The organism is Methylobacterium sp. 142-1Y (assembly GCF_057747795.1).
Genome location: NZ_CM173224.1, coordinates 814,591 through 840,034, shown reverse-complemented (window position 1 = coordinate 840,034; position 25,444 = coordinate 814,591). Strand labels below are relative to the sequence as shown.

Genomic DNA, 25,444 nt, shown 5'->3' with positions numbered 1-25,444 from the left:
GGGCGTTTAAAACCCGTAATGGGGCGCGGATAACGAATCATGACCTGGATGATCCAGGGAGTCGGGGGGCTTTCGCGGTTGCAACTTGCAGTATATTTTGATGACTAAGCCGTCAGGCTTAATGATACCAACGGCCGGTGAGGCTGACTCGGCGTGTTGCGCGCGGGTTCCAGTTCTGATTCGGTTCACGGATCAGGAGAGCGTGCCATGACCGGGATCGCCATCACCCGCACGGATCTGAGCGCTGAGGCGTTGCGCGCAGCATCGTCCAAGGCGCCGAGCATTCCGGCGGCGCGTCGCATGCTGGCGCTCGCGCTGGTGCTGGAGGGTGCCGATCGCACCACGGCGGCGCGCTCCTGCGGCATGGACCGCCAGACCCTGCGCGATTGGGTCCACCGCTACAACGCCGAGGGGCTTGAAGGTCTGAGCGACCGCAAGGCGCCAGGCCGGGCCGCCAAGCTGACGCCCAACCAGAAGCAGCAGTTGGCCGCGCTGGTCGAGGCGGGGCCGGACGTCGACACCGATGGCGTGGTGCGCTGGCGCCGGGTCGACCTTCAGGCGCGGATCAAGGATCTGTTCGGGGTCGAGATGCACGAGCGCACCGTTGGCAAGCACCTGGCGGAGCTTGGCTTCGTGCGGCTTTCGGTGCGCCCGCAGCATCCCAAGGCCGACGAGGAGATCCAGGAAGCATTTAAAAAACTTCGCCGCGCGCGTGGCAGAGATCCTGCCCGAACCCGTCCGCGCCAAGCCGCTCGAGATCTGGTTTCAGGACGAGGCGCGCGTCGGCCAGCAGGGCACGCTGACGCGGGTCTGGGCGCGCAAGGGCACGCGCCCGCGGGCGCCCCGCGACCAACGCTACAAGTGGGCGTACGTGTTCGGCGCGGCCTGCCCGGCGCGCGCGACCAGCGCGGCCTTGGTGCTGCCGACGGTCAACACCGCGATGATGTCGCTGCACTTGGCCGAGATCAGCAAGCAGGTGGCCGAGGGCGCACACGCGATCCTGGTGCTGGACGGGGCCGGCTATCACGGCACCGCCAAGACACGCCGACCGCGTGGCCTGGCGGTGCCGGACAACATCACGCTGTTGCATCTGCCGGCGTCCTCGCCGGAGCTGAACCCGATGGAACTGGTCTGGCAATACGTGCGCCAGAACAAGCTCGCCAATCGGGTGTTCCGTGACTACAGGCAGATCGTCGAGGCTTGCTGCGACGCCTGGAACTTCTTCGTCAACAACCCGGACCTCGTGACCTCAATCACAGCGCGCGACTGGGCGAAGGTCAAAGTTTAGGGCCGTTGGTATGATACGAAATTCGGAAGATCACTTCCGGATTTCGTATCACCAGCCCGCGCGGCGCGTGAGCGAAGACGATTTCCGCATCGCGAAGCGATCAATCGGAAATCGTATGAGATGCGGAGATTTCTGCTAGAAAACGCGGAGATCGTGCGGAAACCGGGCGGTGCCGGCAAGGCGATCGGTGTGGATCGGGGGGCCCGAACGGTCTCCCGGATGTCCACGACGCGTTCGCTGTCCCGGTTGGGATCGTGACGAGGAGCTATGGGATCAAGAAGAGGCGCAGGTTTCGTTGCCGGGAGGCGCTGAGATGAAATCACCGAAGCACGGGCGCAGAGTACCGTTCTCGCTCGGAAAAGTAGAGACCCGCGGTACCATCGTGTCATAAACGTTGTTGGATGACGACGTTCCTGGATAGGGCTGAACACCGCAAGGTGACATGATGCGCGTTTCTATTCCTTGTGCGCGAACAGGTAGGTCCCGCTCGCCAGTTCCAGGTTTTTCTGGTCACTCAACTGCGTCACGTAGGGCTCCTGGAGGAGCGAGAGCGGGTCGGCGGTGAAGTCGGAGAGGCGGCGGGACAGGAAACGCTTGCGCACGTCCGGCGGCAGGCCGGCGGCCCAGGACTGGATCATCCAGGTCAGGCTCCAGATAGGCAGGAGCGAGGCCGGGACGTATTGGTGGTCCACCGCCAGGTGGTCGGCGAACAGGTTGCGCAGGCCCTCGCCGGTCATGTTGTAGTAATGATGCGGATAGCCGTGCAGGGGTTGCAGGAACGGCACCGCGCAGACCAGTTTTCCGCCGGGCTTGAGCACCCGGGCGATCTCGCGGGCGCAGGCGAAGGGATCGCGCACATGCTCCAGCACCGCGATCGAGATCACCCCGTCGAAGCTGGCATCGCGGAACGGCAGCACCTCGCCGATGCCGAGCACGTCGGTCGTGTCGTAATCGGCGATCTCGAGGTTGACGACGTTGGCGTAGTACCGGTCGCGCCGGCCGGCGCCGCAATCGAGGATCAGCCCGTCGGGGTTCGCCGCGATGAGTTCGTGGACATGGCCGTCATAGGCGTTCTGCGAGACGTTCGGGCTGTCCTCGGCGCCCGACAGCGCCCGTAAGTCCTCGCTGAGATAGTCGTATTTCTCGCCGATCCGGCGGTGGGGCAGGTCGTCCCGCATCAGGGGCCCGAGCCGCGCGAGTTTTTGGGCCCGCATCGCCTCCAGCCCCGCGGGCAGGCGGCTCTGGCGCCGGCCCTGGCGTACCCCATGCTTGTCGAAATGGGCCCGGCCGCTGGCGAGCCTGCCTTCGCGCACCGCGAGCTGGATATCCGGATTGGCCGCGAGGTAATCGGCCTCGCGGAAGGTCGCCGCCGTCGCCGGCTCGACCATGTCGAGAGAGTGCACCATGGCCGGTTACAGGCTGCGCAGGAAGCCGGCGAAGCGCATCAGCCCCTCGGGCCAGGGCCCATGCCCGCTCTCGGCGTTGAGGTGGCCGGATTCGCCGGCATCGACGAGGTCCGCCCCCCAGGCGGCGGCGAAGTCGGCGGCTCGCTCGTAGGCGGTGTAGGGATCGGTGCGGCTCGTCACCAGGACCGACGGGAAGGCCAGGGGCTCCCGGGGGATCGGCGCGAAGGTCCGCAACACGGCCGGCGTATCCGGCTGCTCGATATCGGGCAGCGCGACCAGGAAGGCGCCCGCGACGCTGCCCTTCGGCAGATAGGGCGCCGCCTGCACGCAGGAGATCACGCCGAGGCTGTGGGCGACCAGCACCGCCGGCCGGCTCGTCGCCTGCACCGCCGCGATCACGGCGTCGCGCCAGGCCCCCGGCTCGGGATGGTCCCAGCTCTCCTGGGCCACCCGGCGGGCGGTCGAGAGCCGCTCCTGCCAGCGGCTCTGCCAGTGGTCGGGCCCGGAATTGGTGTAGCCCGGGACGACGAGGATGTCGCAATCGGCCGATTTCATGCCGCACCGTTACAGCGGGGAAAGGGCAGCGTCGAGGGCTACTCCGCCGCGAGCGGCGGCACCGCCGGGGCGAGGCCCGCGAGCGCGGGCCCGACATGGAGGGCGAGCCCCGTCGAGGCGAGGTTCTTCAGCTTGGCCTCGACCTCGATGTCGCACCAAGCGAGGTGGCGGGCCGTGTAATCGTTGAAGGCCCGGTTCCACATCATGTCGGAATGGGCGGCGAGGTCGCGACCCTTGAGGCCGGCCTCCGTCAGGGCCGCGAAGTCCGGCAGCGCGTTCGGGTCGTGGCCCGGCAGCACGTCCTCGCGCGAGACGCTGACATGACCGATCGGCCGCACCCCGCGCCAGGATTCGATCACCCGGGCGATCCGCGGATCGTCGGGCTCGATGTAGTCGCCGCGGCTGTGGATCCAGTGATGGTGCAGGTCGAGCACCACCGGCACCGTGTCGGCGAGGCGCAGCACCTCGTCGAGGCCGAAGGCGGATTCGTCGTTCTCGACCGTGACGAGGTCGCGGGCGACCTGCGAGACGCGTGACAGGTTCTCCCGGAAGGCGTCGACCCCCGGGTCGCGGGCGCCGACATGGATGTTGACGTGGGCGCCGTGCGGGTGCCAGCCGGTGCCGTAGCCCATCATCGCCATCACCTCGGCGTGGTAGTCGAGCTCCGCGATGCCGTTCGCGAGCGCGGCCGGGTTGCGGCTCGCCAGGATGCAGAACGGGCCCGGATGCATGCTGAGCCGCACCCCGCCCGCCCTCGCCGCCTCGCCGACCGCCGCCAGCCCCGCCTCGATGGTGCGGCGGAACTCCGGATCGGCATAGAGGTCGCGGACCTCCGGATGGGTGTAGCCCGGCAGGATCGAACTCGCGAGGCGCAGCAGCCGTTCGAGCGGGGGACGCTCCGCGACCCAGGCGACCTGGCGCCCCATCGCCGCGAGGTTGTGCGTCACGACGGAGACCAGCTTCTCCCGCGCCGCCGCCGGATCGAGTCGACGCAGATATGCGATCGTCACCGTGGTGACGTTCATCACCATCGCGGCGTCCTTCGCGGCCTTCAGCGTCTTGTGCCGGCCGGGCGGCTCGTCCGGGATGAACTTGCAGCAGAAGCCGAGGCGGGGGCCGGACGCGGGGGAGGGGGCGGAGATCATGGCCGACAACGCGGCGCGCCGCGCCGCGGGTCCACCCGAGGCCGAGAGACGCGAAAATTCAGCCAACAAAAAAGCCGGCCCCGAGGGGCCGGCCGGTCGTGATCGGGGGTGGCGGGATCAGTGCGTCTGCCGGCCCGGCTCGCCGGTCCCGGGCTGACCCGGCTGTTGCGTCCCGGGCTGGTTCTTGCGCAGCTCGTCCGAAGCGGCGTTGGCGGCGGCGACCGCGGCGTCCTGGGCCTGGTCGAGGGCGCTCTCGACGAATTGCCGGCCGCGCTCGGTCGCCTCGCGGGCGTAGCGCAGGCCCTGGTCGCGGACCTCGTCGGCGTAGGGGCCGACGGTCCGGTCTTCCTGGCGGGTGCGCGGCAGCAGCGCGCCGAGCAGCATGCCGGCGGCGAGACCGACGACACCGACCAGAACCGGATTCTCGCTGACGAAGCGCTCCACCGCGTTTTGGCCCTGCGCCAAGCGCTCGCTGCCGCGGTCGCGCAGATCGGCATAGCGCTGCGAGCCGGTCTCGATGCGGTCGCTGGCCCAGTCGCGGGCGCGGTCGATCGTCTCGGAGCTGCGGCCGCCGACGGCGCCGTAGGCCTGGCTCGCCTGGGCGTGGGCGCGGTCGAGTGCCTCGCTGGCACCCTGCTTCAGCCGGTCGGCGGCGGCATCGGCCTTGGCACGCAGGTCCTCGGCGGTCTGGCTGATGCGCTCGCCGATGGCCGACGCCGTCTCGCTCACCCGCTCGGAGGCGTGGGCGGCGGTCTCCTTCACGGTGTCGCCGGCCTCGTGGGCCGCACCTTGGGCAGCGTCGAGGTTCTGGCGGACGGTGTCGTGATCCAGGTGCAGGTTGCGCTCGGGCCCCGTGGCGGGGGTATGGGCCGAGGGGGCGCCCGGATTGGCCGGGTTGATGGTGTGCTCTGCCATGACTCAGGTACTCCCTAGCAGGTCCGTGATGGCCGGGCTGGTGCCGTCGAAGCCTGCGGCGAATCGAAAGCTCTCAAGAAACGGGCGCCGGCCTTCGAGCCGGCGCCACGCTACATCCGCATGCCGTCGGCGACGCGGTCTGCCGCCGGATGGGCGGTCGGCCGGTCGGGATCGTAGACCCGGGCCGCACCGGTCTTCAGCACCGGCACCGCCTCGGCCCCGTTCATCGTGGCGTCGAGGTGCTGGCGGCGCTGCGATTCCCGGGCCACACGGTGGATCAGCCAACCGACCCCGGCGACGATCAGCATGACCGGGACGGGATTGCGCCGCACCGCCTCGAGCGCCCCGTCGTAGAGGCCGCTCGCGGGAGATTGCCGTACCGTGCCCAGCATCTCGTCGACGAGGCTGGCCGGCGAGAGCCGGCCCTGGATCTGGTCGATGGTCCGGTCGAGCCGGGCCCGGGTCTCCTCGATGTCGTGTTCGAGTTCGTTGATCGACTGGGTCATCCCGACACCCTCTCGGACAGGACCCTCGCATCCTGGCGCACCTGGCGCGTCGTGCGGGTCGGCGTCAGCGTGGACAGGGACATGGCGCTGCGGCCCCACAGGGCGAGGCCGATGCCGATCGCCAGGAACACCGCCCCGACGATCAAGGCGGCGAGCGCTTCCGAATGGACCACCGTGGCGAGCCACTTCACCAGGGCGTCGGTGAGCACCAGGAGCGCGACCACGGCGAAGACCGCCGCGCCGACCATCATGGCGAGCCCGAGGAACAGCGACCTCAGGTTGTTCGACATCTCGGTGCGGAAAAGGGCGATCTCCTTGCGGGCGAGATCGGTGGTCTCGCGCAGGGCGTCACCGAGGAGCCCCTGGATGCTCCCCGGGGTTCCGTTGCCGCCGAGTGGGCGGCCGGCATTGGGGTCGGCCATCGCGGCGTCCTCCCTCAGGCCGAGTAGCGCGGGCCGGACGCGCCCGTGCGGTAGGGATCGGGCCGGGCGGTCTCCGGCTCGCTATGGGCACCCGGAACGTCGCGCGAGCGCGCGGCATACGGATCGTACGACGTGCCGCGCGCCCGGTCGGCGCCCACCTCCGGCCCGCGGGCGAAGGCCTCGCGCCCGTCCAGAACGTGCGCGGGATGGGCCGAGGCCCGGATGAAGCGGGCGGCGAGAAAACCGGTGAGGAAGGTGGCCACGGCGACGGCGGCGGGCCGGCGGCGGGCAACCGACTCGATCTCGCTGTAGAAGTCCTCGAAGCTGCGCTCGCGGATCGAGCCCGAGAGCTGCTCCAGGCCGTCCGCCGCGCTGTCGAAGAACGCCTTCACGTTCGGCTGCTGGTCGAGCTTGCCGCCGGAATCGCGCAGGGCCTGGGCGAGGTCAGAGACCGACTGGGCGGCATCGCCCTTGCGGCGGTCGACATAGCCGTGGACCTGCTCGCGGGCCGACTCGACCAGGCTGTAGCCGCGCTCCATCGCCACGTCGCCGATCTGGCGCACGTCGTGGCGCAGCTCGTTCCAATCCGCCGGGCGCTCGCCGGGGGCATTCCGGTCGTCCGCCCGGTGCTGTCCGTTCTCGTAACCCGCGCTCATCAGGGTACTCCATCCTCTTCCAGCGCGGCGGGCAGGCCGGACCGGCCGCCGCGCCGAACACATGCGACGATATTGCGGGTAACAGCAGCCAAGGCGCCCGGTTCCGGCCTCATCCGTGGAGGAATCGCGGCCGGATTCCTGTGGAGCGGGGGGCACAGCCCATGCGGGTGCGATCCATCCCGGATTCGCCGGAAGGGTTGACCATTTCGTACGGATCGCGCTTGCTGCCGGGGCGTTTTCTCCGTCAGGGGCGGATGGACGCGGCGACGTTCCCGCCCCGCTGGCCCCCGGTCGATCGCGCAACGATCGACCGGGGGCCAGGTCTTGAATTTTGCCGCATTTTCTTCGACGAACCGGTGCCACTTCGTCGGAAAATGCTCTAGGTCCGTGCAGCCGGAGTCCATACCCGCCGTGTCACGCCTCATCATCGTGTCGAATCGCGTCGCCGTCCCGGATGCGGGCTCCAAGGCGGTCGCGGCCGGCGGGCTCGCCGTCGCCCTCAAGGAGGCCTTCACGGCCTACAAGGGGCTGTGGTTCGGCTGGAGCGGCAAGATCACCGACAACCCGTCCTCCGAGCCGGTCATCGCCGACCGGGGCCGCGTGCAATACGCGGTGATGGACCTCTCGCCCCAGGATCACCGCGAGTATTACAGCGGCTTCGCCAACCGGGCGCTCTGGCCGATCATGCATTACCGCCTCGGCCTGGCGGCGTTTTCCCGGGCCGATTACGCGGGCTACCAGCGCGTCAACCGCATCTTCGCCCAGGCGCTCGCCAGCCTGATCGAGCCGGGCGACCTGATCTGGGTCCACGACTACCACCTGATCCCGCTCGCTTCCGAGCTGCGGGGCCTCGGCGTCTCGAACCCGATCGGCTACTTCCACCACATCCCCTGGCCGTCGGGCGAGGTGTTCAACACCCTGCCGGCCTCGACCGAATTGCTGCGGGCGGTCTCCGACTACGACCTGATCGGCCTCCAGACCGACAGCGACGTCCACAACCTGTCGCGCAACCTCGTCGACGAGCTGCGGGCGATCCCGCTCGGCGGCGGCTCGCTGATGGTCGACGGGCGCCGCACCCGCATCCGCAGCTTCCCGATCGGCATCGACGTCGACGGCTTCCGCCAGGCCGCCGAGCGCGCCGGCATGAACCGCACCGTGCGCGACACGGTGGCGGGCCTGCGCACCCGCAAGCTCCTCATCGGCGTCGACCGGCTCGACTACTCGAAGGGCGTGCCGGAGCGGATGGAGGCGGTGGAGCGCTTCTTCGCCTCCAACCCCGACCAGCGCGGCAACGTCGTATTCCTGCAGATCGCCCCGAAGTCGCGCACCGAGGTGCCGGAATACGAGCAGCTCAGCCGCGACGTGAACGAGGTCTTGGGGAACATCAACGGCTCGCTCGGCGAACCGTCCTGGACGCCGATCCAGTACGTCACCAAGGCCTATCCCCGCGCGGTGCTGGCCGGGCTCTACCGCGCCGCCCGGGTCGGCGTGGTGACGCCGATGCGCGACGGCATGAACCTCGTCGCCAAGGAATACGTCGCCGCGCAGAGCGAGGACGATCCGGGGGTGCTGGTGCTGTCGAAGTTCGCCGGTGCCGCCCGCCAGATGCCCGAGGCGCTGCTGGTCAATCCCTACGACCGGTTCGAGGTGGCGGAGGCGATCCGCGCCGCTCTCTACATGCCCAAGGCCGAGCGGGTCGAGCGCTGGAAGCCGATGTTCGAGCGCATGGCGCGCGAGGACGTGGATTGGTGGGCCCGGAGCTATCTCGGCGAGCTGGAGGGTTTTCGCACCGTCGAGCGCGAGCCGCCGGCGGCGGCGGAGGCGCGGTAGGGCGCTGATTAAACCCTCCCCCCTCTGCGGGGGAGGGTGCCCCGCGGATGCGGAGCGGGAGAGGGGACACCGCTTCAGGAGAGGTCGCGCGCTTCATGAAGGGCGCCCTCTGGACGAGCGTCGCGCTGCCCCTCTCGGCGGGACTTCGTCCCGCTGCGCTCGCTCAGCTCGCCACCCTCCGCCCACAGAGGGGGGAGGGGTCGTCCGCAGCGACCATCGCGATATTTTCGGTAGATCTGAAAAGGGCTTACGCCGCCCGCGGCCCGGCTCGCAACGCTCCCATCAGGAACGCGATCATCGCGTCGAGCGCCGGCACGAAATCCTCCGGACATTGCACCACCAGAACCGGATGGCAGAACCGTACGATCGCCGTGTGGACGCAGCGCGCCGCCACCGCCGGATCCTCGGCGGCGAATTCGCCCCGCGCGACACCATCGGCGATGACGCGTTCCAGCACCGCGGTGATCCGGTCGACATGGTGGCGGCAGACATCCCAGCTCTCGGACATCGCCGCCTCGACCATCTCGTGCATGCGCGGATGGCCGGTGAAGCGGCCGACGGCGTCGCGGTGCAGGAAGACGATGATCTCCCGCAGGCGAGCCTCGGCGGAGAGGCCGGGCCGGTCCGCGAGGGCGGCGATCCGCGCCTCGACCTCGCCGATGAGGCGCGCCACTACGGCCTCGTTGATCGCCTTCTTCGAATCGAAGAACCGATACACGTTGGCCGGGCTCATCCGCAGGGTCTTGGCGATGTCGGCCACCGTGGTCTTCTGGTAGCCGATCTCACGAAAGAAGCGCTCCGCGGTCGCCAGGATGCGGCAACGGGTATCGGGCGACGTTTCCTCGACCGGAGGGGGGGCGGACAGGGCAGGGATCATCCGCGCAACCTATCGTGCCGATTGCATGCTGGTCAAAAGGCATCGGCGGGCCCGGTGCGATGTGTGACATCTGCGTCACCCACCGCGACCCGGCTCAGGAGCCGAATTGCGACCCGAGCCGTTCCAGGTACTCGGCGAGATCGATGCCGCCGACCTTCTTGCCGTAATCGAACCGCATCCCCGGCCGGATCGCCACGCTCTCGCGGGCGGTCGTCAGCGTGACCGGCCGGGTGCAGACCCAGGCCCCGTCGCGGCGGTGCTCGAAGTAGTTGAGGATCTCGTGCCCGCCCATATCCGACCTCCCGGACAATTCCGGCGGTTAACGTGACAGTCCGGCGGAAGTTCACGGAAAGTTGCGGCCATTCTCACGACCTCCGGGCAGGCTCGATCATGGGAGGCCGCTTGCGCCGCCGCGAGGGCGGGGAGACAATCGAGCGAAGCCCGATCCCCATTCCAAGGAGGCATCCCGATGCCGGTCGCCCGCCGCGAGGCCTTGTTCCTGATCGCCGGCGCCGTCAGCCTACCCGCCCGGGCCGCGCCCTTGCAAAACGGCATGACGGCTTCCGCCTTCAGTTTCGCCAAGCCCGAGGGCGGCAGCCTGGCGCTGGCCGAGCTGGTGCCCAAGCCGATCCTGGTCGTCAACACCGCGACCGCCTGCGGCTACGCCCCGCAATTTTCCGGGCTGCAGCAGCTCTGGACCCGGTTCGGCCCCCGCGGGCTGACGGTGATCGCGGTGCCGTCCGCCGATTTCGGGCGCCAGGAACCCCTCGACGGGATGGCGATCGCCGAGGCCGCCCGCAAGAATTTCGGCGTCACCTTCCCGGTGGTGGGCAAGACCGGCGTGACCGGCCCTCAGGCCCACCCGTTCTACCGCTGGGCCGCCGCCGAGAAGCCGGCCGAGACCCCGCGCTGGAACTTCCACAAATATTTGGTCGGCCGAGACGGCCACGTGGCCGCCGCCTTCGCCACGCCGGTCGAGCCGACCGACCCGCGGGTGATCGCGGCGATCGTGAGGGAGCTGGACGCGGCGGGGTGAGGGATTCCGGTTCGCGAGAGTGAAAGCCGGAACCGTCGTGCCGTCATCCCACCCACACCCTCGTCCTGAGGCGTTGGCCGATTGAAAATCGGCTGACCTCGAAGGAGGCCTCCCGTGGGCGGGAAGAGTACTGGAGCCCTCCTTCGAGGTCAGTCCATCGATGATGGACTGACACCTCAGGATGAGGTGAGAGGGTGGGACGGGCAGTGGACTCAGGTGACTGACGCGCCGAGCCGATGCCGAACCGATCAGGCCACCGCCTTCTGCGCGCCGGTCTGGACGTGGAAGTCCGGCCCGTTGCCGGTCTTCGCCACGTAGCCGGCCCGGATCACGAAATCGCCGAAGCGCTCGCCTTTCGTCCGGTCCTTCGCGTAGGCCGCGAAGAGCGGGTCGAGCTTCGGGCGGATGTCGGCGGCGGTGACGTCCTCGGCATAGAGCTTGCTCAGCCGCGAGCCGTCGAAGGCGGCACCGAGATAGAGGTTGTAGCGCTCCGGGCCGCGGCCGACGAGGCCGATCTCGGCGATGAACGGACGGGCGCAGCCGTTCGGGCAGCCGGTCATCCGGATGGTGATGTCGTCCTCGGACAGCCCGTGCGAGGCCAGGCTCTCCTCGAGCTCGTCGATCAGGCTCGGCAGGTAGCGCTCGCTCTCGGCGAGAGCCAGGCCGCAGGTCGGCAGGGCGACGCAGGCGAGGCTGTTGCGGCGCAAGGGCCCCGCACCGGTGGTGAGGCCGTATTCCTGCACCAGCGCGTCGATCTCCGCCTTCCTGTCCGCCGGGACGTTGGCGATGATGACATTCTGGTTGCCGGTGAGGCGGAAATCGCCCTGGTGCACCTCGGCGATGCGGCGAAGGCCGGCGAGGAATTGCGGCCCGCCCTCGACGTCCTTGATGCGGCCCGACGGCACGTAGAGCGTCAGGTGGTGCTTGCCGTCGTCGCCCGCGACCCAGCCGTAGCGGTCGCCGTTGCCCGTGAAGGTGAAGGGCTTCGGGTCCTGGAAAGCGCGGCCGACCCGCTTCTCGACCTCGGCCCGGAAGGCCTTCAGGCCGTAGCGCTCGATCGTGTACTTCAGGCGGGCGTTCTTGCGGACGGTGCGGTTGCCCCAGTCGCGCTGGACGGTCATCACCGCTTCGGCGACCTTGAGGGCGTATTCGGGCTCGGCAAACAGCATCACGTCGGCGGTGCGCGGGAAGGTGTCGGTCTCGCCGTGGGTCATGCCCATGCCGCCGCCGACGGTGACGTTCCAGCCCGTCACCTTGCCCTTCTTGTCGAGGATCGCGATGAAGCCGAGATCGTGGGCGTAGACGTCGACCTCGTTGGAGGGCGGCACCGCCACGATCGTCTTGAACTTCCGCGGCAGGTAGGTCTTGCCGTAGACCGGTTCGACCTCGCCCGCATCCTCGCCCCCGACCACGCGCTCGCCGTCGAGCCAGATCTCGCGCCAGGCACTCGTCTTCGGCAGCAGGCTGTCGGAGATGTCCTTGGCCAGCTTATAGGCCGCCTCGTGGGCGCCCTTCTGGGCCGGGTTCGTCGCCGCCATCACGTTGCGGTTGACGTCGCCGCAGGCCGCGATCGTGTCGAGCAGCGCCGAATCGATCGCCGCCATCGTGCGCTTCAAGTTCGACTTGATGACGCCGTGATACTGGAAGGTCTGGCGCGTCGTCGCCCGGAGCGTCCCGTTGGCATAGGTGCGGGCGATCTCGTCGAGGATCAGCCACTGCTTCGGCGTCACGACGCCGCCGGCGATGCGCAGGCGGATCATGAAGGAATAGGCCTTGTCGAGCTTCTTCCTGGTCCGCTCGGCGCGAAGGTCGCGGTCGTCCTGCAGGTACATCCCGTGGAACTTCACGAGCTGCCCGTCATCGTCCGAGATCGCACCCGTCGCGTTCTTCAGCAGCCCCTCGGCGAGGGTGCCGCGCAGGTATCCGCTGGCGATCTTGATGTGCTCGTTGGCCGACAGCTTGGCGGCGCGCGCCGCTTCCGCCTCGGTGATCGGACGCTCGGTCGGCGGCGTCTCGTAGACGCGCTCGGCGGGGGAGAGGTCGGCGGTCTTGTGGTCGGCCATGGGGTGTGTCCGTTCGGTCGCCGGGTATGGCGCATCATCTACCAGCGTCCCAGGCGCCTGACAGCACCGAACGAGACGCAGGAACCCCTCTCGGACGTGAGTAGGGGCGGGGGGTGAGGGTGTGACGCCTCGAAACTGGTTGCCGGACTTGGCTCCCTTCTCCTCTCCCCGCGGGCGGGGAGAGGGCCGCGCCCTCGTTCAGAGGGCGCGGCAAGCAGCGAACCGCAGGTTCGCCGCGAGGGTGAGGGAGTGTTTCCGGAAGAGCCACATCCGGCACCTCCCCCCTCACCTTCGGCTGCCGCCTCGCTGTCGACCCGACAAGGGGTCGACAGCCCTCTCCCCGCCCGCGGGGAGAGGGGAGATGCGCACCCGGCGATCCGGATCCTAGTACACGTCCTGCTGGTAGCGGTGGCTGCGCTCCAGGCCGGCCACCGCCGCTTCCGCGGCCGCGGCATCCAGGCCCTTCACGTCGGCGAAGGCACGCACCAAAGCCGCCCGCACGTCCTTGGCCATCGCCTTGGCATCGCCGCAGACATAGAAGTGGGCGCCGCCGTCGAGCCAGGACACCAGCTCGCGCCGCTGCTCCCAGATCCGGTCCTGGACGTAGATTTTTTCTGGCTGGTCGCGGGAGAAGGCGACGTCGATGCGGGCGAGCGACCCGTCCTCCAGGGCTTCCTGCCATTCGAGCTGGTACAGGAAGTCGTGGGTGAAGTGGCGGTCGCCGAAGAACAGCCAGTTGCGGCCCGGCGCTTCGGTGGCGCGGCGCTCCTGCACGAAGGCGCGGAACGGGGCCACCCCGGTGCCGGGACCGACCATGACGATGTCGGTGGCCGGGTTCGCGGGCAGTCGGAAATGCTTGTTCGGCTTCACCCGCACCCGGAGCTTGGCGCCGGTGCGGATCCGGTCCGCGACGTGGACCGAGGCGACGCCTTTGCGCGCCCGGTCGTGGGTGGTGTAGCGCACCGCCGCGATGGTCAGGTGGGCCTCGTCGCCGACCTCGGCCCGCGAGGAGGCGATCGAGTAGGCCCGCGGCGGTAGCGGCCGGGTGATGTCGGTGAGATGTTGCGCCGACAGCTTGGCCGGATAGGTCTCGATCAGGTCGATGAGGTGCCGGCCCTCGATCCAGGCCCGGACCTCGTTCGACTCGATCAGGCGGCGGGCCTCCTCGTGGCCGGTGGCCTTGACGAAGCGCTCGACCGTGGCGGCCGACAGGGTGGTGATGTCGCGCTCGGCGAGCAGGGCCTGGCGCAGCACCGAATCGCCTTCGAGCCCGGCGGCCTTCAGGATCTGGTCGACCAGCGCCGGATCGTTCTCCGGATAGAGTTCCAGGGAATCGCCGGGCTGGTAGGCCGGGGCGGCCTCCTCGAAGGCGAGCGCCAGGTGGATCGTCTCCTTGTCGGAGCGCGACGAGTTGAGGTTGACGTGCTCGATCACCTCGACGGTGACCGGCTCGCGGCTGACCTCGGCCTCCTCGTCGGCGCCGGTGCCGCGGGCGAAGTCGACCGCCACGACGTTGCCGGCGGGCTCAGGGGGCGCGAGCGCCTTGAGGGCGTCCTTGATCCAGGCGGCGGCCGGCTTGTCGAAGTCGAGGTCGCAATCGACCCGTGGCAGCACGCGCTTGGCGCCCAAAGCCTCGAAGCGGTCGTCGAGGCGCTTCCCGATGGCGCAGAACTCGGCATAGGACGTGTCGCCCAGCGCCAGCACGCCGAACTCGACCCCGTCGAGGCGCGGCGCGCCCTCGCCCATGATCTCGCCATAGGCGCGCACGGCCCGGGCCGGGGGCTCACCCTCGCCCCAGGTGGCGGCGATGACGATCAGGCGCTTCTCTTTCCCCAAGGCCGCCACGTCGAGGTCGGCGAAGTCGACGACCTTCGGCTTGAAGCCGTTCTTGCGGGCGAGCTTGGACACGTCGCCGGCCAGCTTCTCCGAGTTGCCGGATTCGCTGGCGAACACGATCGTCAGCGGTTCGGCGGCCCGCGGCGGCGCGGCCGGAGCGGGCGCCTCGGCGGCGGCACCGCCGGCGGCGTCGAGGCCGGCGAGGAAGCCGGCCAGCCACGCGCGCTGCAGCGCGGTGGTGGAGCCGAGGGCGGCATCGAGATGGGCCCGCTCGGCGTCGCCGAAGGGAGCCGTGCGGGGGAGAAGCGCGGAGCGAGACATGCCCGCACAGATGTGCCCGCACCGCGCCAGAGTCAACCGAAATGTTCTTTTTGAAGAACGCGCCCGCGGGAGATCATCGTTATCGTCCGTACGGCAGAAAAGAGAAGATTATTTCCCACCCGCCGCGACCGGCTGGACGAAGGGAGCCGTCGGCAGGGGCAGGGCGGTGGTGCTCTTCACCTTTTCCATGGCGAAGCGCGACGTGACGTTCTTCAGCGGCAGCACCGCGATCAGGCGCTTGTAGAAGGCGTCGTAGGCCTGCATGTCGGCCACCACGACGCGGAGCATGTAATCCACGTCGCCGGCCATGCGGTAGAATTCCAGCACCTCGGGCATGCCCGAGACGGTGGCGGCGAATCGCTCCAGCCACTCGCGGGAATGGTCGCTGGTCTCGATCGAGACGAAGACCGTCAATCCCAGGCCCAATTTGACCGGGTCCAGCACCGCCACCCGGCGGTCGATCACCCCGTCGGCTTCGAGGCGCTGGATGCGCTTCCAGCAGGGCGTCTGCGACAGGCCGACGCGCTCCCCGATCTGGGCGATCGACAGGGTGGCGTCGTTCTGGAGCAGGGCGAGGATCTTCAGGTCGATGGCATCCACTGCGCGGCTCCGATTTTGGAGAAGATTCTTTCAAGGATGACCCTCGGGAAGGGAATGGATTTTCTTCCCGAAGGTTGGCTGGATCCTCAATAGCCCGAGATGCGGGCGCGGGGAGACCAAAAAACTCCGGGATCGCAGCCCAGCCATGCCTTGACAGTGTTCGGTATAGCGAACAGTTACCCCCTCGCACAAGCAGCCAATCCCCGGGCTCTCCATGACCCTTCCCCTCGACCGCGCGGCGCTGGACGCCCTGGCGGAAGACCTGGCCTCGCGCCTGCGTCCCCTCGCCCTGCCGGAGCGCCTCGCGCTGATCGACGCGACGGTGGACGGCCGCCTCGTCTTCACCACGAGCTTCGGCCTGGAGGACCAGGCCCTCACCCACGCCCTCCGGATGGCGAAGTCGCGCGCCGAGATCGTGACGCTCGATACCGGCCGGCTCTTTCCCGAGACCTACGACACCTGGGCCGAGACCGAGGCGGCTTACGGTTTCCGCATCCGCGCCTACGCGCCGGAGCGCGAGGCGGAGGAGCGGTTCGTCGAGGAGTCGGGCATCAACGGCTTCCGCCATTCGGTGGCGGCGCGCCAGGCCTGCTGCGGCTTCCGCAAGGTGGAGCCGCTCGGCCGGGCGCTGACCGGCGCCGCGGGCTGGCTCACCGGTTTGCGCGCCGGCCAGTCGGCCAACCGCGCCGAGACGCCGCTGGCGGAAGCCGACCATGCTCGCGGCCTGATCAAGCTCAACCCGATCGCCGACTGGACCCGCGAGGTCTTGGCCGAGCTGATCCACGAGAACTACGTGCCCTACAACGTGCTGCACGACCGCGGCTTCCCGTCGATCGGCTGCGCGCCCTGTACCCGCGCGGTGAAGGTCGGCGAGCCCGAGCGGGCCGGCCGCTGGTGGTGGGAGCAGGCGGGCAAGCAGGAATGCGGCTTGCACGTCTCGGGCGCCCCCGGCAGCGAGATCCGGCAAGGACAGGAGCCCGCCGCCTTCGAGCCGGCACAGTCCGCCACTAGACAATCGTCCGAATCGTCCTCGATCAAGACCAACCCGGAGCTGGCCGCATGAGCGCCGCCCTCAAAGTCCGTACCGACGGCCTCGACCGCCTGACCCACCTCCAGCGCCTGGAGGCCGAGAGCATCCACATCATGCGGGAGACGGTCGCCGAGACCGAGAACCCGGTGATGCTGTACTCGATCGGCAAGGATTCCTCGGTTTTGCTGCATCTGGCGCTCAAGGCGTTCGCGCCGGGCCGGTTGCCGTTCCCGCTGCTGCACGTCGACACGACCTGGAAGTTCCGCGAGATGATCGCCTTCCGCGATCGGCGCGCCGAGGAACTCGGCCTCGACCTCCTGGTCCACACCAACCCGGACGGGCTCGCCCGCGGCATCGGGCCGGTGAGCCACGGCTCCGAGGTCCATACCGACGTGATGAAGACCCAGGCCCTGCGCCAGGCCCTCGACAAGCACAAGTTCGACGCGGCCTTCGGCGGCGCCCGGCGCGACGAGGAGGCCTCGCGGGCCAAGGAGCGCATCGTGAGCTTGCGCACCGCGCAGCACCGCTGGGATCCGAAGCGCCAGCGCGCCGAGCCCTGGCACCTCTACAACATGAAGAAGCAGCGCGGCGAGTCGTTGCGCGTCTTCCCGCTGTCGAACTGGACCGAGCTCGATATCTGGCTCTACATCGAGCAGGAGAACATCCCGATCGTGCCGCTCTATTACGCGGCCGAGCGCCCGGTGGTGAGCCGCGACGGGCAACTGATTATGGTGGACGACGAGCGGCTGCCGCTGAACCCCGGCGAGACCCCGGAGATGCGTCTCGTGCGGTTCCGGACGCTCGGCTGCTACCCGCTGACCGGGGCGGTGGAGAGCGACGCCGCGACCCTGCCGGAGATCATCGGCGAGACGCTGGCCGCCCGCACCTCCGAGCGGCAGGGCCGGGTGATCGACAAGGACGGCGCCGGCGCCATGGAGCGCAAGAAGCAGGAAGGCTACTTCTGATGACCGTGCACCAATCCACCCGCGCCTTCGGCTACGAGGCGTTCCTCGCCGCCCACCAGCGCAAGGAAGTGCTGCGGTTCATCACCTGCGGTTCGGTCGACGACGGCAAGTCGACCCTGATCGGGCGCCTGCTGCACGACACCAAGCAGATCTTCGACGACCAGGTCAGCGCGCTGGAGCGCGATTCGCGCCGCCACGGCACGCGCGGCGGCGAGATCGACCTGGCGCTCCTCGTCGACGGCCTCCAGGCCGAGCGCGAGCAGGGCATCACCATCGACGTCGCCTACCGGTTCTTCTCGACCGAGCGGCGCTCCTTTATCGTCGCCGACACCCCCGGCCACGTCCAATACACCCGCAACATGGCGACCGGCGCCTCGACCGCCGAGGTTGCGGTGCTGCTGGTGGATGCCAGGAAGGGCTTGAGCCCGCAGACAAGGCGCCACGCGCTGCTGGTCTCGATGCTGGGCATCCGCCGCGTCGTGCTGGCGGTCAACAAGATGGACCTGATCGGCTGGTCGGAAAGTCGGTTCGAGGCGATCCTGGCCGAGTTCCAGGCCTTCGCGAAGGACCTGCGCTTCACCGACGTCACCGGCATCCCGCTCTCGGCGGCGAACGGCGACAACGTCGTGCTGCCGGGCGCCGCCGCGCCCTGGTACACCGGCGCGCCGCTGCTGCAATACCTCGAGGAGGTGCCGGCCCATGTCGAGGAGGAGGTCGCCCCGTTCCGCATGGCCGTGCAGTGGGTCAACCGGCCGAATTCCGACTTCCGCGGCTTCTCGGGGCTGATCGCGTCGGGCGCGGTCGCGGTCGGCGACAAGGTGGTGGTGGCGCCCGCCGGCACGCCGTCGACGATCGCCCGGATCTACACCTATGACGGCGACCTGGAGCGGGCCATCGCCGGCCAGTCGGTGACCCTGGTGCTGGCCGACGAGGTCGATGCCTCGCGCGGCAGCGTCATCACCGCGGCGGCGCAACCGCCGATCGTCAGCGACAAGCTGGAAGTCCGGCTGTTCTGGGCCAACGAGGCCGAACTGACGCCGGGCGCGACCTATCTCGCCAAGATCGGCACGGTGACGGCGAATGCCGTGGTCGAGGCCGTGCGTGCGCGCATCGACACCGAGACCGGGCAGGGCGTGCCGGCCGGCTCCTTGAGCGCCAACGATATCGGCGACGTGACGCTCAGCCTCGACCGCAAGGTCGCGGTCGACGCCTATCGCCAGAACCGCGACACCGGCAGCCTGATCCTGATCGACCGGGCGACCACCGACACCGCGGCTTTGGGCCTCGTCCAGGCATCCCAGGCGGCTCCGCGGGGCGGGACCAAGGCCGAGGCTCCGAGGGCCGAGGCGAAGACCGAGGCCGCTCCGGCCGGTGGCCTGCTCGGCTCCCTGAAGCGGCTGTTCCGCGGCTCGTCCCTGGCGCTCGCCGCCGGCGCCTCGCTTCTGGCGCTCGCCGGGGCCCCCGCCCCGGCGCGGGCGCAGACGCTGCTGAACGTCTCCTACGACCCGACCCGGGAGCTGTACCGGGCGATCGACGCGGCCTTCGCCAAGGAGTGGAAGGCCAAGACCGGCGAGACCGTGACGGTGCGCGCCTCCCACGGCGGCTCCGGCGCCCAGGCGCGCTCGGTCATCGACGGGCTGCCGGCCGACGTGGTGACGCTGGCGCTCGCCAGCGACATCGACGCCATCGCCGCCCGATCGAAGAAGCTGCCGGCCGACTGGCAGAAGCGGCTGCCGTTCAACTCGACGCCCTACACCTCGACCATCGTGTTCCTCGTCCGCAAGGGCAACCCGAAGGCGATCAAGGACTGGGACGACCTGGTGAAGCCGGGAATCCAGGTCATCACCCCCAATCCGAAGACCTCGGGCGGCGCGCGCTGGAACTATCTGGCGGCCTATGCCTATGCACTGGCCAAGAACAACAACGACGACGCCAAGGCGAAGGACTTCGTCACCGCCCTGTTCAAGAACGTGCCGGTGCTCGACACCGGTGCACGCGGCGCCACCACCACCTTCGTGCAGCGTGGCCTCGGCGACGTGCTGATCGCCTGGGAAAACGAGGCGTTCCTCGCCGACGAGGAATTCGGCAAGGGCAAGTTCGACATCGTCGTGCCCTCGCTGTCGATCCTGGCCGAGCCGCCGGTGGCCCTGGTCGACGTGAACGTCGACCAGAAGGGCACCCGCCGCCAAGCGGAGGCCTATTTGCAGTTCCTCTACACGCCGGAAGCGCAAGCCATCATCGCCAAGAACTTCTACCGACCGCGCGACGAGTCGGCGGCCGCGAAGGAGGACCTGGCCCGCTTCCCCAAGCTGAAGCTCGTCACCATCGACGACACCTTCGGCGGCTGGGCCAAGGCCCAAAAGACCCATTTCGACGATGGCGGCGTGTTCGACGCCATCCTGAAGTCCCGGCAATGAGCAACGCCGCGGCCCTGCCCGCGGGGCGGGGAGCGGCCCGCTTCCGGCGACCGAGCGCGCTGCCGGGTTTTCGCCTGACCTTCGGGATCACGCTCACCTATCTGACCCTGCTCGTCCTCCTGCCGCTGGCGGTTTTGCTCCTGCGCGCCGCCAGCGTCGGCCCCGCCGGCCTGTGGGCGCTGATCACCGATTCCCGCAACCTCGCGGCGCTCAAGACCTCGTTCGGCCTGTCGCTCGCGGCCGCCGCGATCGACGCGGTGTTCGGGCTCCTGATCGCCTGGGTGCTGACCCGCTACCGGTTCCCCGGAAGGCGGATCATCGACGCGCTGGTCGATCTGCCCTTCGCGCTGCCGACGGCCGTGGCGGGCATCGCGCTCGCCAGCCTCTACGCGCCGAACGGCTGGCTCGGCGAGCCGTTGATGGCTCTCGGCATCAAGGTCGCCTACACGCCGCTCGGCATCCTGGTGGCGCTCGTCTTCGTCGGCCTGCCGTTCTGCGTCCGCACGGTGCAGCCGCTGGTCGCCGAGATCGACAAGTCGAGCGAGGAGGCTGCCGCCATCCTCGGCGCCTCGCGCTTCCGCGCCCTCGTCACGGTGATCCTGCCGCCCCTGATCCCGGCGATGCTCACGGGCTTCGCGCTCGCTTTCGCCCGGGCGGTCGGGGAATACGGCTCGGTCATCTTCGTCGCCGGCAACTTGCCTTACGTCTCGGAGATCGCGCCCCTGCTGATCGTGATCAAGCTCGAGGAGTTCAACTATTCCGGCGCCACGGCCATCGCCGCCGTGATGCTGCTGATGTCGTTCACCGCGCTTCTCGCCATCAACCTCTTGCAGGATTTCAGCCGCCGTAGGTTCGGGCATGTCTGAGACCGCCGTCCCCTCCATCCGCTCCGTCTCCCGCGGCCCGCACGCGGCATTGACCGAGCCGCGCCCGGTCCGCATCGCGCTGACGCTGACGGCGATCGGCTTCCTGGCCCTGTTCCTGCTGCTACCGCTCGCGGTGGTGTTCGTCGAGGCGCTGAGCAAGGGTCTGGGGCCCTACCTCGCCAGCTTCGCCGAGCCCGATGCCTTGGCGGCGATCCGCCTGACGCTCCTCGTCGCGGCGATCGCGGTGCCGCTCAACGTGGTCTTCGGGCTGTGCGCCTCCTGGGCCATCGCCAAGTTCGACTTCCGCGGCCGTAACCTCCTCATCACCCTGATCGACTTGCCGTTCTCGGTCTCGCCGGTGGTCGCCGGCCTGATCTACGTGCTGATCTTCGGGGCGCAGGGGCTGTTCGGACCGTTCCTGCAGCGCCACGGGATCGAGATCATCTTCGCGGTGCCGGGCATCGTGCTCGCCACGGTGTTCGTCACCTTCCCGTTCGTCGCCCGCGAACTGATCCCCTTGATGCAGGACCAGGGCACCACCGACGAGGAAGCCGCGTTGACCCTAGGCGCCAGCCCATGGCGGGTGTTTTGCACCGTGACCCTGCCCAACGTGCGCTGGGCGCTGCTCTACGGCGTGCTCCTGTGCAACGCCCGGGCGATGGGCGAGTTCGGGGCAGTCTCGGTCGTGTCGGGCCGCATCCGGGGGCTCACCAACACCATGCCGCTCCACGTCGAGATCCTGTACAACGAGTACAATTACGTGGCGGCGTTCGGCATCGCCTCGCTGCTGGCGCTCCTCGCGCTCGTCACCCTGGCGGGTAAATCTTTCCTGGAATGGCGCCACGCCGATGCGCTGGCCGGACGCGGAGCCCACTGAGATGACGGCAGGATTCGCTCCCACCGCCCTGTCCCTGCGCCGCGAGGCGTCCGCCCGCCCGGTCGAGGCGGCCTCCGCCGACCGCCTGCGCCAGGCCGGCACGTCGGTCCGGGTCGACGGCATCGTCAAGCGCTACGGCGGCCCTGGCCCGGCGGCGTTGGAGGGCGTCAGCCTGACGATCGAGCCGGGCGAGCTTCTGGCGCTGCTCGGCCCGTCCGGCTCCGGCAAGACGACGCTCCTGCGCGTCATCGCCGGCCTCGAGATCCCGGATGGCGGCCGGGTGTTCTTCGGCTCGCAGGACACCACCGACATCCCGGTGCAACGCCGCGGCGTCGGCTTCGTGTTCCAGCACTATGCCCTGTTCCGCCACCTGACGGTGTTCGAGAACATCGCCTACGGGTTGCGCTCGCGCCCTCGCGCCCACCGCCCGAAGGAGGACGAGATCCGCCGCCGGGTCGAGCGCCTGCTGGAGCTGGTGCAACTGCCCGACCTCGCCAAGCGCTTTCCGGGCCAGCTTTCCGGCGGCCAGCGCCAGCGGGTGGCGCTCGCCCGGGCGCTGGCGGTCGAGCCGTCGGTGCTGCTCCTCGACGAGCCGTTCGGGGCGCTGGACGCCCAGGTGCGCAAGGACCTGCGGCGCTGGCTGCGGGAGATCCACCGCGAGACCGGCCAGACCACGATCTTCGTCACCCACGACCAGGACGAGGCTTTGGAACTCGCCGACCGGATCGCGATCCTCAACAAGGGCCGCATCGAGCAGGTCGGTGCGCCGCACGAGGTGCAGGACCACCCGGCCTCGCGCTTCGTGATGTCCTTCGTCGGCGAGACCGCCCGCCTGGCCGCGGAGGTCGCGGGTGGGGAGGTCCGGGTCGCCGGCCGCACCGTGATCGCGGCGCAGGCCGGCTGGCCGCAGGGGCCGGTCGATCTCTGCCTGCGTCCTTGGGACCTCACGGTCGGGCAGGGCCCCGGCACGCTGCCCGGCACCGTGCGCGAGTGGCGCCGCACCGGGCGGGGCACCGTGGCGGAAATCCTGCTCGACGGCGCCGAGGCCCCGGTCGAGGTGAAGGTGACGGATGTCTACGAGCCGGGCGACCGGGTGGCCCTGGCGGTGGGCGCGGCGCGGGTTTTCCCGCGGGGATGATACCCGACGGTCTCGTCGATCTGGAGCTTGGCCGAGATCGACGGTAGTACGGCCGAGATACGAGATTATGCTCAAGAGCCTGTCTATGCGTCGCAGGCATGTCATCCCACCCACGATCTCAGGACGAGATCGTCGGTGGGAAATAAAAGTCGATTGCTGTAATACCAACGGCTCAAGATGCTGACGCATCGATTCGATCTCGGGCAGGCCCGAGATCGACGGGGCCGTTGACCCATCTCGAATTTTCGACACCAAGCCCAGAAGTCCGGGACCTCGGGCTCGGCGAGAATTCGAGAAGAGAACCAAAGTTCGTTTCAACGACCGTTGGTATAAGGCCCGGGCTGGCCTTGGGGCCTATCAGATCACCTCCGTACCCGCCGGCACGCGGGTCGGCGCGTCCTGCGCCGCCTGAAACAGGCGTTCGCTCGTCAGCTTCAGGAAGTAGAAGCCGAATTCGGGGTTCTGGTAATAGAGCTGCTTCACGTCCGTGTAGGCGACCCCGAGGACGATGCCGGGCTCGGTGCAGACCAGGGTACCGGTGCGCAGGTTGCCGGGCGAGAGCATGCCGAGCTCGCCCACGATCGCGCCGGGCCGGATCTCCAGGCCGAGTTCCTCGATGCGGAACCGGCCGCCCTCGATCAGGAACATCTCGTCGGCCGGGTCGCCCTTGCGAAACAACACCTCGCCGGCGGCGATGCGCCGGGACTCGCCGAAGGGACGGAGCCAGTCGAGGGAGAGGTCGCCCTCGGCCGCCCGCTCGACGTCCCGCACCAGCCGGACCATCTGGTAGAGCCGCCAGAAGTTGAACGGAATCTGGATCGCCTCGGTGAGCACCACCGGCATGCTGCCGGTGAGGAGCCCGTAGGTGATCACCGCCACGCTGGCGAGGATCGACACGACCCGCAGCGGGATCATGGTGCTCATCGCGGTCGACGCGATGGTGAGCGCCGTCCCGAGATAGCCGATCGCCTCGACCCAGTTCTCCGCGATCCAGGTCACGGCCCCTTCGCTCAGCGCCGCCCGACAGCCGACCCGCTGAAGCGGCCGGTACCGGGCGCGTCATCGGTCGTGCCGGTCTTGAACCGGGTCGCCACCGCGCCGGCGGGCGCGGCGACGAGACCGGCGGGCGGTGTGCCGAGCTTCGGCCGCTGGACGATGCGGATCGCCGCCGCCTCGGCGGCCGGCGCGGCGGCCGCGGCGCTGAACAGGGCGTTCAGCTGCGCCTTCTGCCCGGTGGCGGCCGGCACGGGGGTCGTCCGGGCGTGAGGCGGGAGAATGGCGCCCAACGCCGCCGGATCGGCGGTTGCCGAGGCGATCTGGATCGAGGCCGGACGGGCGGGGGGAAGCGGCACGGCGAGCGGCGGCGGGCTGGCGACCAGCGCCTCGGCCAGGGCGGCGAATTCCGACGGGCGCCGCGGCGGCAGCGGGGTGGTGGACAAGGCGGGTTTGGCCGGCACGTCCGAGGCCGGCGCGGCCGTACCGACCTCCGGCTCGGAATTGGCGGCGGGCGCGGACTCGGCCGGCACCGGCTCCGGCAGGGCGGCTTGCCGAGGCGCGGCCTGCGGCAGGAGGGGCGCGGGGGCAGCGGGCGCCGCGTAGGCGAGGGCGTCGCGCGCATCCTCCGGCTGGGCGCTCGCCAGCGCCACCGGGCGGACGCGGCCCGCGCGGGCCGACAGCACCACGGGGGCGGGCGGCGGGGCGGCGGGCTTCGATCCGCCGAACAGCATGGCGAAGAACTGGCCGACGACGTTCGGGCTGTCCTCCTCGTCCGCCGCCGCGATCGCCTGGCTCACGCCCATCACGCTGCCGCCGCGGGCCAGGATTTCGGCCTTGGCGACCTCGTAGCCCGGCATCGGCCGGCCGTCTGCGGGCAGGTGGACGGTGCGCCCGTCGGGAAACAGCCGGGCGAGCTGGTCGTGGCTCATCCGCGGCCAGGACCGCACCGAGCCGACGTCGAGATGGACGAAGGGGCTGTTGGCGTGCGGGTACCAGCCGACGCCGCCGCGCTGCATCCGCATGCCGATCGCCCGGATCTGGTCGATCGAGACGTCGGCGAGGTAGAAATCCATCGCCTTGCCGAGCATGTGCTGGCTGTGCTCGGCCACCGCCCGGGAGCGGCGGCGCAAGGCCGCGTTGGTCTTGGGCGAGCGATAGGCCGAGACGACGTGGATCGCATCCTGCGAGCCGACGGCCCGGTGGGCCTCCCACACCACGTCGAACAGGCGCGGGTCCATCCTGGTCGGCTCGTCGAGGCGCCAGTCGCGCAGGAGCCAGTTCAGCTGCTCGAGGGCGGCCCGGTCGTAGCGCCCGTCACGCTTGAACGTGATCGAGGCGCTCTCCTTGGTATGCTCGTGGAAGATCGAGATCGTGCGGGTGTCGCCGTTGGCGACCGCGTCCTGGGTGCCGCTGGTCGAGCCGAGGATCGCCGTCAGGCAGGCGATCAGCGCCAGCGCGCCGCGACGGCAGGGTCGGCGGGACTGGGCTTCCAGGGCCGGGTCGACCGCCCCGCTTCCGGCACGCTTGAGCGCTCGCACGATCCCTCATCCTCGCTCGGGCCGCGTGGCCGCCATGGTGAACGCAAGGTTGCCGAAAACCGTCAACAAACGGTTACCGGGTCCTCGCGACAGGATGGGCCGCAGGGCTAAGCCTCAACCGTGGCGAAAATCGGCCCGGTTTCACGATCCCGTGTGCGTGG

The 25,444-nt window shown here is 69.5% G+C and carries 23 protein-coding genes and 1 pseudogene; 10 read left to right on the top strand and 14 right to left on the bottom strand.

The genetic code is table 11. The annotated features are described in order from the left end of the window. Positions 1-207: 207 nt before the first annotated feature. A protein-coding gene (locus AC3AOF_RS03955) for an IS630 family transposase (RefSeq protein ID WP_488347735.1) occupies positions 208-1,288 on the top strand; the annotation gives its coding sequence in 2 pieces (ribosomal slippage) (positions 208-689 and positions 688-1,288; 1,083 coding nt in all). 455 nt (positions 1,289-1,743) lie between these two features. Here the strand turns inward: AC3AOF_RS03955 and AC3AOF_RS03950 are convergent. The 7 genes from AC3AOF_RS03950 to AC3AOF_RS03920 form a co-directional block, all read right to left on the bottom strand. Continuing rightward, positions 1,744-2,694: a class I SAM-dependent methyltransferase gene (locus AC3AOF_RS03950; RefSeq protein ID WP_488347734.1), complete on the bottom strand. Its 951-nt coding sequence runs from the start codon at positions 2,692-2,694 to the stop codon at positions 1,744-1,746. Between the two features lie 6 nt (positions 2,695-2,700). After that, positions 2,701-3,249 carry an RBBP9/YdeN family alpha/beta hydrolase gene (locus tag AC3AOF_RS03945; protein WP_488347733.1) on the bottom strand — a complete coding sequence of 183 codons (549 nt, stop codon included), beginning with the start codon at positions 3,247-3,249 and terminating at the stop codon, positions 2,701-2,703. Positions 3,250-3,287: 38 nt separating this feature from the next. Further along, a complete protein-coding gene (locus AC3AOF_RS03940; RefSeq protein ID WP_488347732.1) occupies positions 3,288-4,394 on the bottom strand; it encodes an apurinic/apyrimidinic endonuclease family protein in 1,107 nt (368 codons plus the stop codon). Positions 4,395-4,511: 117 nt separating this feature from the next. Continuing rightward, the gene (locus AC3AOF_RS03935; protein WP_236992001.1) at positions 4,512-5,309 is read right to left on the bottom strand and encodes a hypothetical protein; all 798 of its coding nucleotides are present in this window, start codon (positions 5,307-5,309) and stop codon (positions 4,512-4,514) included. 110 nt (positions 5,310-5,419) lie between these two features. Further along, positions 5,420-5,815 carry a DUF3618 domain-containing protein gene (locus AC3AOF_RS03930; protein ID WP_236992002.1) on the bottom strand — a complete coding sequence of 132 codons (396 nt, stop codon included), beginning with the start codon at positions 5,813-5,815 and terminating at the stop codon, positions 5,420-5,422. After that, positions 5,812-6,237, bottom strand: coding sequence for a phage holin family protein (locus AC3AOF_RS03925; RefSeq protein WP_488347731.1), 426 nt, complete (start codon positions 6,235-6,237; stop codon positions 5,812-5,814). Before AC3AOF_RS03925 ends, AC3AOF_RS03930 begins: the two co-directional genes overlap by 4 nt. A 14-nt stretch (positions 6,238-6,251) precedes the next feature. Then, positions 6,252-6,893 (bottom strand): hypothetical protein, encoded by a 642-nt coding sequence (locus AC3AOF_RS03920; protein ID WP_336886956.1) that lies wholly within the window; start codon positions 6,891-6,893, stop codon positions 6,252-6,254. A 411-nt stretch (positions 6,894-7,304) separates the two neighbouring features. Here AC3AOF_RS03920 and AC3AOF_RS03915 point away from each other — a divergent pair, with 411 nt between their 5' ends. Further along, the gene (locus AC3AOF_RS03915; protein ID WP_236992004.1) at positions 7,305-8,723 is read left to right on the top strand and encodes an alpha,alpha-trehalose-phosphate synthase (UDP-forming); all 1,419 of its coding nucleotides are present in this window, start codon (positions 7,305-7,307) and stop codon (positions 8,721-8,723) included. Positions 8,724-8,970: 247 nt separating this feature from the next. Here AC3AOF_RS03915 and AC3AOF_RS03910 read toward each other — a convergent pair whose 3' ends face one another. Beyond that, complete coding sequence (locus tag AC3AOF_RS03910) at positions 8,971-9,600, bottom strand: TetR/AcrR family transcriptional regulator (protein ID WP_236992005.1); 630 nt, start codon at positions 9,598-9,600, stop codon at positions 8,971-8,973. A 94-nt stretch (positions 9,601-9,694) separates the two neighbouring features. Then, positions 9,695-9,892 (bottom strand): hypothetical protein, encoded by a 198-nt coding sequence (locus tag AC3AOF_RS03905; RefSeq protein WP_048454130.1) that lies wholly within the window; start codon positions 9,890-9,892, stop codon positions 9,695-9,697. A 177-nt stretch (positions 9,893-10,069) separates the two neighbouring features. Here AC3AOF_RS03905 and AC3AOF_RS03900 point away from each other — a divergent pair, with 177 nt between their 5' ends. Continuing rightward, complete coding sequence (locus AC3AOF_RS03900; RefSeq protein ID WP_236992006.1) at positions 10,070-10,636, top strand: glutathione peroxidase; 567 nt, start codon at positions 10,070-10,072, stop codon at positions 10,634-10,636. A gap of 248 nt (positions 10,637-10,884) precedes the next feature. Here the strand turns inward: AC3AOF_RS03900 and AC3AOF_RS03895 are convergent, their stop codons facing one another. The 3 genes from AC3AOF_RS03895 to AC3AOF_RS03885 all read right to left on the bottom strand — a co-directional run bounded on the left by AC3AOF_RS03895 (position 10,885) and on the right by AC3AOF_RS03885 (position 15,456). Then, complete coding sequence (locus tag AC3AOF_RS03895) at positions 10,885-12,699, bottom strand: NADPH-dependent assimilatory sulfite reductase hemoprotein subunit (RefSeq protein ID WP_236992007.1); 1,815 nt, start codon at positions 12,697-12,699, stop codon at positions 10,885-10,887. Between the two features lie 384 nt (positions 12,700-13,083). Beyond that, positions 13,084-14,856, bottom strand: coding sequence for a diflavin oxidoreductase (locus AC3AOF_RS03890; protein WP_488347730.1), 1,773 nt, complete (start codon positions 14,854-14,856; stop codon positions 13,084-13,086). Positions 14,857-14,964: 108 nt separating this feature from the next. Then, complete coding sequence (locus tag AC3AOF_RS03885) at positions 14,965-15,456, bottom strand: Lrp/AsnC family transcriptional regulator (protein ID WP_236992009.1); 492 nt, start codon at positions 15,454-15,456, stop codon at positions 14,965-14,967. A 214-nt stretch (positions 15,457-15,670) separates the two neighbouring features. Here AC3AOF_RS03885 and AC3AOF_RS03880 point away from each other — a divergent pair, with 214 nt between their 5' ends. From AC3AOF_RS03880 to AC3AOF_RS03850, 7 genes and pseudogenes are all read left to right on the top strand, one after another. After that, positions 15,671-16,519: a phosphoadenylyl-sulfate reductase gene (locus AC3AOF_RS03880; protein ID WP_488347729.1), complete on the top strand. Its 849-nt coding sequence runs from the start codon at positions 15,671-15,673 to the stop codon at positions 16,517-16,519. Next, entirely contained in the window at positions 16,516-17,451 is a 936-nt protein-coding gene (cysD, locus tag AC3AOF_RS03875; RefSeq protein WP_236992011.1) for a sulfate adenylyltransferase subunit CysD, read from the top strand. Before AC3AOF_RS03880 ends, cysD begins: the two co-directional genes overlap by 4 nt. After that, positions 17,451-18,860 (top strand): annotated as a pseudogene (cysN, locus tag AC3AOF_RS03870) (sulfate adenylyltransferase subunit CysN); the annotation flags it as partial. The gene cysD and the pseudogene cysN, both read left to right, overlap by 1 nt. Further along, positions 18,840-19,868: a sulfate ABC transporter substrate-binding protein gene (locus AC3AOF_RS03865; protein ID WP_488348955.1), complete on the top strand. Its 1,029-nt coding sequence runs from the start codon at positions 18,840-18,842 to the stop codon at positions 19,866-19,868. The pseudogene cysN and the gene AC3AOF_RS03865, both read left to right, overlap by 21 nt. Beyond that, entirely contained in the window at positions 19,865-20,734 is an 870-nt protein-coding gene (gene cysT, locus AC3AOF_RS03860; protein ID WP_488347728.1) for a sulfate ABC transporter permease subunit CysT, read from the top strand. Before AC3AOF_RS03865 ends, cysT begins: the two co-directional genes overlap by 4 nt. Further along, on the top strand, positions 20,727-21,611 hold the full coding sequence (gene cysW, locus AC3AOF_RS03855) for a sulfate ABC transporter permease subunit CysW (protein ID WP_236992013.1): 885 nt from the start codon (positions 20,727-20,729) through the stop codon (positions 21,609-21,611). Before cysT ends, cysW begins: the two co-directional genes overlap by 8 nt. 1 nt (position 21,612) lies before the next feature. Further along, on the top strand, positions 21,613-22,749 hold the full coding sequence (locus AC3AOF_RS03850) for a sulfate/molybdate ABC transporter ATP-binding protein (protein ID WP_236992014.1): 1,137 nt from the start codon (positions 21,613-21,615) through the stop codon (positions 22,747-22,749). 357 nt (positions 22,750-23,106) lie between these two features. On the opposite strand, the gene AC3AOF_RS03845 is transcribed toward AC3AOF_RS03850, so the two are convergent. Together AC3AOF_RS03845 and AC3AOF_RS03840 are read right to left on the bottom strand one after the other, a co-directional pair. After that, on the bottom strand, positions 23,107-23,748 hold the full coding sequence (locus tag AC3AOF_RS03845) for a cyclic nucleotide-binding domain-containing protein (RefSeq protein ID WP_488347727.1): 642 nt from the start codon (positions 23,746-23,748) through the stop codon (positions 23,107-23,109). An 11-nt stretch (positions 23,749-23,759) separates the two neighbouring features. After that, complete coding sequence (locus AC3AOF_RS03840) at positions 23,760-25,283, bottom strand: peptidoglycan L,D-endopeptidase MepK (RefSeq protein WP_488347726.1); 1,524 nt, start codon at positions 25,281-25,283, stop codon at positions 23,760-23,762. Positions 25,284-25,444: the final 161 nt, after the last annotated feature.